This is a genomic window from Clostridium sp. DSM 8431 (assembly GCF_900116755.1).
Classification (GTDB): domain Bacteria; phylum Bacillota; class Clostridia; order Clostridiales; family Clostridiaceae; genus Clostridium.
The window spans coordinates 1-5,510 of the sequence record NZ_FPBY01000204.1 but is presented as its reverse complement, the minus strand read 5'-3'; the positions used below and the strand labels follow the sequence as shown (position 1 = coordinate 5,510).

Here is a 5,510-nt window from a genome sequence, read left to right as displayed (position 1 = left end):
TATAAACTTTACCACAAGATGTACAAAAACGGCTTTTGCACGTAAAACCAACCTTCTTTGTTACATTACATTTATCACACTTAAATTCTATATATCCATGCTTTATATCCTTACACCTTAATACTTTTTTAACTTCATCTTTAACATTTTTTCTTATATTTTTATTGTATATCTTTAGAAAATCACTCCAATGATTTTCTAAAATCAATTTTATTGTACTCTTTTTCATTTAAAATCCCTCACTATATGATTAACTAATTTACCATATAATGAGGCCGAAAGCTAGATATAATCTAGCTTCCAGCCTTAAAAAATTTTATAAATTCCTATACCTTAAAAAAGAGTGTCATGCAAAAGCATAACACCCTTATACTATTTATATTATTTAGCTGCTTCTATTGAAAGATCAGTAATATATGCATCTTTTAATGCATTAGATGATTGAATCATATAAGTTCCTGGTTCTACTACTACTGAGTCAGTTCCATTTTCAACACTTAATAATGTTTCTCCACTCTTATTTATAAGAACTAATGCAAACTTACCTGCACTAGTTGATTCTGAGAAAGTTACCTTACTCTTCTTATCAACTTTGAATGTAATACCTTGTGCACGTAATTTAATGCTTGTTGCTTTTGTGCTGTATTTGCTTGCTGGCATATAAACAATGTTATCTACTGTAACCTTTTGATTAGCTGAAAGATTACCTATACCTTGTGCTATTAATTTTGAACCAAAGTAATTAGAAGCTGATGTATCAACAAAGTTTACACTGTATGGAAGTGAAACTACACCTGTTGGTTCATTTTCAATTAAGCTTATAGGTTCAGCCTTATCTACTATCTTATCTGCTGTTTTCATAACACCACTAAATGCTACACAATCTGCTTTTGCTTGAGCAGCATCTGTAAGATAAGATACTTTAGAAGCTTTCTTTGCTGAATCATAATAGAAAATTGAAGGATTAGTATCAAAATCAGAATAAGTATTATTATTTGAAACCTTTGCATCTCTGCTATTTACAACTGTTGCTGTATTGTCGCTAGTACAATTATATACTATGTCATTAAATGATTTAATTATTGCACCACTTTGTGTTAACATTGGGTTTACACAGCTTTCATAGTAATTAGCTTCTGAGAAAATATAAGCATTAGCTCTAGCATCTACAGTTTTAGCTGTATTTCCTTTAAAATATGAATTATAAATATGAATATTAGCTTGACGAGCTAAAGGACTTCTTGAACCACAGTTTTCATAGAAGTTGTGATGGAAAGTCATATTAAATTGTAAGTTACTATCACTAGCTCCAACTAAGTTAGTCTTATGACATCCATTATAATAGTTATAATCCATTGTATAGTTCTTTCCACGCTTAAAGTCACAAGAACCATCTCCTTCAGCCTTATCACTTTCTGCTGGTTTTGCACAATATCCTGGATAGAATGAGTTATTGTGAACCCATACATGTTCAATTGGAGTTGCTAAAGTTTTACTATCTGACATAAAACCTTGGAATCCAACTGCATCTTCTGGATAATCTTTAAATGTTAAATTCTTTACTTCGTAACTTTCACGGTTAGTATATCCTTCACCAACATAGAATGAGAAGCCCCATCCATGAATATATGCATCTGTACCAATACCTTCTAAAGTAACATCTTTAGACATTTTTATAATAGCCATATTACCATTATCTTTTACTGTTCCACCGTTTTCTGTACTATTATAAGCAGTAAGTCCTTCTGGAGCTTCAACCTTACCAATAAAACGTATATCTAAAGCATGTCCATCAGCTACTAATTTTTCCATAAGCTCACTATTACAATTTAAAATATGTCCAATTCCTGTAGCATATGATTCATATCCTGGTACCTGTACAGTATCTTTATTTTCATTAGTTACATATATAACTATAGCATTATCTTTTAATTTACCTTCATTTGTATATGCCCCTACTCCACGTGTGTAGTTAAGGTGAGCATAACCTGAACGATCATTTTCTTTTACTTTAATATTTTCTGCTGTGTATACCTTTCCATTTGAAGTAGTAACTTTTAAATCATAGTTTCCTGCTTTTAAACCTGGAATATCTACTCTAGCAGTATTACTTCCAGCCTGACGAATTAATTCTTCATCTGCCTTTGATAATTCAGTATAATTTGAATCTGTTGAAAGTTTATAACTTACCTTTGCACCTTCAGCATTATTTTCATTCCATTCAGCGTAAAGGGTTTCATTCCATCCCCCAAAAACTGATAATTTTTCTGCACTCACAGCCTGTGCTTTTATAGATGCACTCCAAGTAGTTGGAATTACTACAGCTGTTCCTAATGCAATTGCAACAATTTTTTTCCAATTCTTCATAACAAACATCTCCCTCAAGTACTTTATTGTTTTTTTCTAAATTTTAGTATACAACGTATTTTGTGTCAAGTTTTGAATCTTAAAACAGAAAAATATTTTTTTTCAAGTATAATTTGCGCCTTATTTAGTCGTTTTTGTGCTAAAATTTTTTTATCACTAAAATACAAACAATAAATTTTTAGTGATGTATTATTATTTTTTTATAGGGCAAATTATATTTATTGGATATTTTTATATATAAACTTAAAATTAAAAAGAGGACTTTAATGAAGAAATATACCAAATATTTGATTATTTTTTTCACAATAACAGCACTATTATCTGGAATTTTCTTAGTTATTAATAATTTAAATATAAATTCAATAAATAAAAGCTATATATATTTCATAGAGGATCTTGAATCTAATAGAATATCTGAAGTTACTTTAGATAGTTCTGATAAAATGATTGTTAGTCTAATAGACGGTGAAAAGTATACAACAGACAATCCTCATACAAATAATTTAAAAGAAAATCTTCTTTTAAAAGGAATAGCTATAAAAGATAAAAATAATTCATCTCCAATCCATGCTATTCCAACTGTAATTTTAGTTACATCTATAATTTCAATAATATTCATTTTAGTTAAAGAAGGAAAACTTAATAAATCATCTGTAACTAATATTGAAACAGTAGATTACAGTAAAGATAAAGATAATGCACTAAATTTTAATTCTGTTGCTGGCAATGAAGAAGCTAAAGAAAGCTTAATGGAAATAGCAGACTTTATTAAAAATCCTGAAAAATACACTAAATACGGAGCAAGAATGCCAAAGGGAGTTATACTTTACGGAGACCCAGGTACAGGAAAAACTCTTCTTGCAAAAGCTGTAGCTGGTGAAGCTGGAGTACCCTTCTTTGCTTTAAGCGGCTCTGACTTTGTTCATGTTTATGTTGGTGTAGGTGCTGCTAGGGTTAGAAATCTCTTTAAAAAAGCTAAATCTCACGGAAAAGCTGTTATTTTTATTGATGAAATAGATGCCTTAGGAATTAAAAGAGGCAATGGAAAAAATGGTTCTAGTAATGATGAAAAAGATCAGACTTTAAATGCTCTTTTAACTGAAATGTCTGGTTTTCAGCAGTCAAATGGAATTGTAGTAATTGCTGCTACAAATAGATTAGATATGTTGGATGAAGCTCTTCTTAGACCTGGCAGATTTGATAGGCATATAGAGGTTTCTCTTCCTGATATTAATGCTAGAGAAAAAATAATTTCTCTTCATTTAAAAAATAAACCTCATGACAATATAGATATAAAAGCATTAGCAAAAAAGACAGCTTATTTTTCTGGTGCAAAAATTGAAAGTTTAATAAATGAAAGTGCAATTTTAGCTGCAAAAGACAGAAGTGATAAAATAACAGAAGAGCATATTGAAAGAGCCTTTTCTATAACTATAGCAGGCTACGAAAAGAAAGAGAGAAGCTACTTAACTAATGAAGATAAACTTGTAACTTCATATCATGAAGCTGGTCATGGATTAGTCTCTTTACTTTTAACTCCTCAAGATAAAATTTCTAAAATAACTATTATTCCAACTACAAAAGGTGCCGGAGGTTATACTTTAACAATACCTGAAGATAATAATTATTATAGAGCAGATTATTTAAAAAATAGGATTAAAATATTACTAGCTGGAAGAGCCTCAGAAGAAATAATCTTTGGAAAAGATAAAATAACAACTGGAGCTGAAAGTGATATTTCAAAAAGTACTGAATTTGCTTTAAAGATTATAGCTGAATATGGTATGGGAAAAACTCTTGGGCTAATAAAGTTATCAACCCTTGGAAATCTTAGTTCAAGTTTTGGAAGCCCTGTTATTGAAGAATGTAAAGAACTTATTGATACTCTTTACACGGAAACTTTAGAACTTTTAAATAGTAATAAGGAAGTCCTTCAGGAACTTGCCACAAAACTTTTAGATAAGGAAACTCTTTACGAAGAAGAATTATATGAAATAGTCTTAGATAATTAATATCTAGGACTTTTTTAATTTCAAACTCTTTCCTAATAATAAGATGTTTAGTTAAATATAAAATAAGAACCAAGTGGCTGACGCCACGCTTTTTAGCGCAGGAAGCAGCTTTGTCAGCCATGCAAGAGGTTCTAAAAACAAAATAATTTCCTTTTAAAATACAATTTAATTATTTTGCTTTTAGGTTCTTTCTAAGGCACTACAATTTTTTAATGTCTTTACCATCTTAGATAGCTGAAAGTCCCTATTTATCACGTTTTTTTTCTTGAAAATTTTAAACTTTCCTAGACCTAAAAAAACAGCTGACAAAAAATCAACTGTTTTAATATAATCTTTATACTACCACTTCACTTATTACAGGCTCTTCCTCTACCTCTATATATTTACCTAATAGTGTATTTATAAAGAAAGTGCATACTTCCTTAATATACATAATATCAGTAGTTAATCCAGGCAATGCCTTTTCATGCATTTTTTCATAATAATTATAAAGATTATCTACTTCTATTTCGTCTTTAAACTTAAATTCTTTATTATTCCATAAATAATCCATAGCATCATGTAATTCTTCTTCATAAACAACATGCTGACGTACACTTCCAGTAAACATATCATTATGAGTATAAGTAAAGGCATCTGTTACATAATGTATAAACTTTCCAAGTTTAAAGAAATCAAAAGCACTCCAATTTTCTTTATTCTTTAGTTTATCAATCATTTTAAAAACACTTTTTTTAGAATTTAAATAATTATGACCATGTAACATTGTATGCTTAAAACTGCCTTTAATATATGAAAAAAGGTTCTTTCCAATGTTAGTTGAAACAGCCTAGATTCTATTATATAATTTGAATAATAAAATCAAGGGGAAAGAACAAAAGATGAATAATTTAATTAAATTACTAGATAAGAATTTAGAATATATACAACATCAAATTATAGAAGATACTATTTATATTTATGTAAAATCTATTAAGGAGTATCCTTGCTGTCCTTATTGTGGTACAACTTCAAAGAAAGTTCATTCAAGGTATAAAAGAACATTTCAAGATTTACCTATTCAAGGCTTAAAAGTTAAAATTATTATAAATAACAGAAAAATGTTTTGCAAAAATGATTCTTGTAATCATA

The 5,510-nt window shown here is 29.1% G+C and carries 5 protein-coding genes; 2 read left to right on the top strand and 3 right to left on the bottom strand.

Annotated features, from left to right (window positions below):
* Window positions 1-229, bottom strand: a 229-nt coding sequence (locus tag BM384_RS15155) for a transposase zinc-binding domain-containing protein (RefSeq protein WP_175537414.1), incomplete at its 3' end; no start/stop codon positions are given.
* 152 nt (window positions 230-381) lie between these two features.
* On the bottom strand, window positions 382-2,367 hold the full coding sequence (locus BM384_RS15150; RefSeq protein ID WP_175537413.1) for a pectate lyase family protein: 1,986 nt from the start codon (window positions 2,365-2,367) through the stop codon (window positions 382-384).
* Window positions 2,368-2,633: 266 nt separating this feature from the next.
* Between BM384_RS15150 and BM384_RS15145 the strand changes: the two genes are divergently transcribed.
* The gene (locus tag BM384_RS15145; protein ID WP_090014841.1) at window positions 2,634-4,379 is read left to right on the top strand and encodes an ATP-dependent metallopeptidase FtsH/Yme1/Tma family protein; all 1,746 of its coding nucleotides are present in this window, start codon (window positions 2,634-2,636) and stop codon (window positions 4,377-4,379) included.
* A 334-nt stretch (window positions 4,380-4,713) separates the two neighbouring features.
* Here BM384_RS15145 and BM384_RS15140 read toward each other — a convergent pair whose 3' ends face one another.
* A complete protein-coding gene (locus BM384_RS15140; protein ID WP_090014839.1) occupies window positions 4,714-5,145 on the bottom strand; it encodes a zinc dependent phospholipase C family protein in 432 nt (143 codons plus the stop codon).
* A 115-nt stretch (window positions 5,146-5,260) separates the two neighbouring features.
* On the opposite strand from BM384_RS15140, the gene BM384_RS15135 reads away from it, so the two are divergent.
* A partial coding sequence (locus BM384_RS15135; RefSeq protein ID WP_139232149.1) for a transposase family protein occupies window positions 5,261-5,510 on the top strand: 250 nt, incomplete at its 3' end.

Coding starts and splice junctions, on each gene's coding strand:
- BM384_RS15150 (WP_175537413.1), bottom strand. CDS start 2,367: ATGAAGAATTGGAAAAAAATTGTTGCAATTGCATTAGGAACAGCTGTA.
- BM384_RS15145 (WP_090014841.1), top strand. CDS start 2,634: ATGAAGAAATATACCAAATATTTGATTATTTTTTTCACAATAACAGCA.
- BM384_RS15140 (WP_090014839.1), bottom strand. CDS start 5,145: ATGTTACATGGTCATAATTATTTAAATTCTAAAAAAAGTGTTTTTAAA.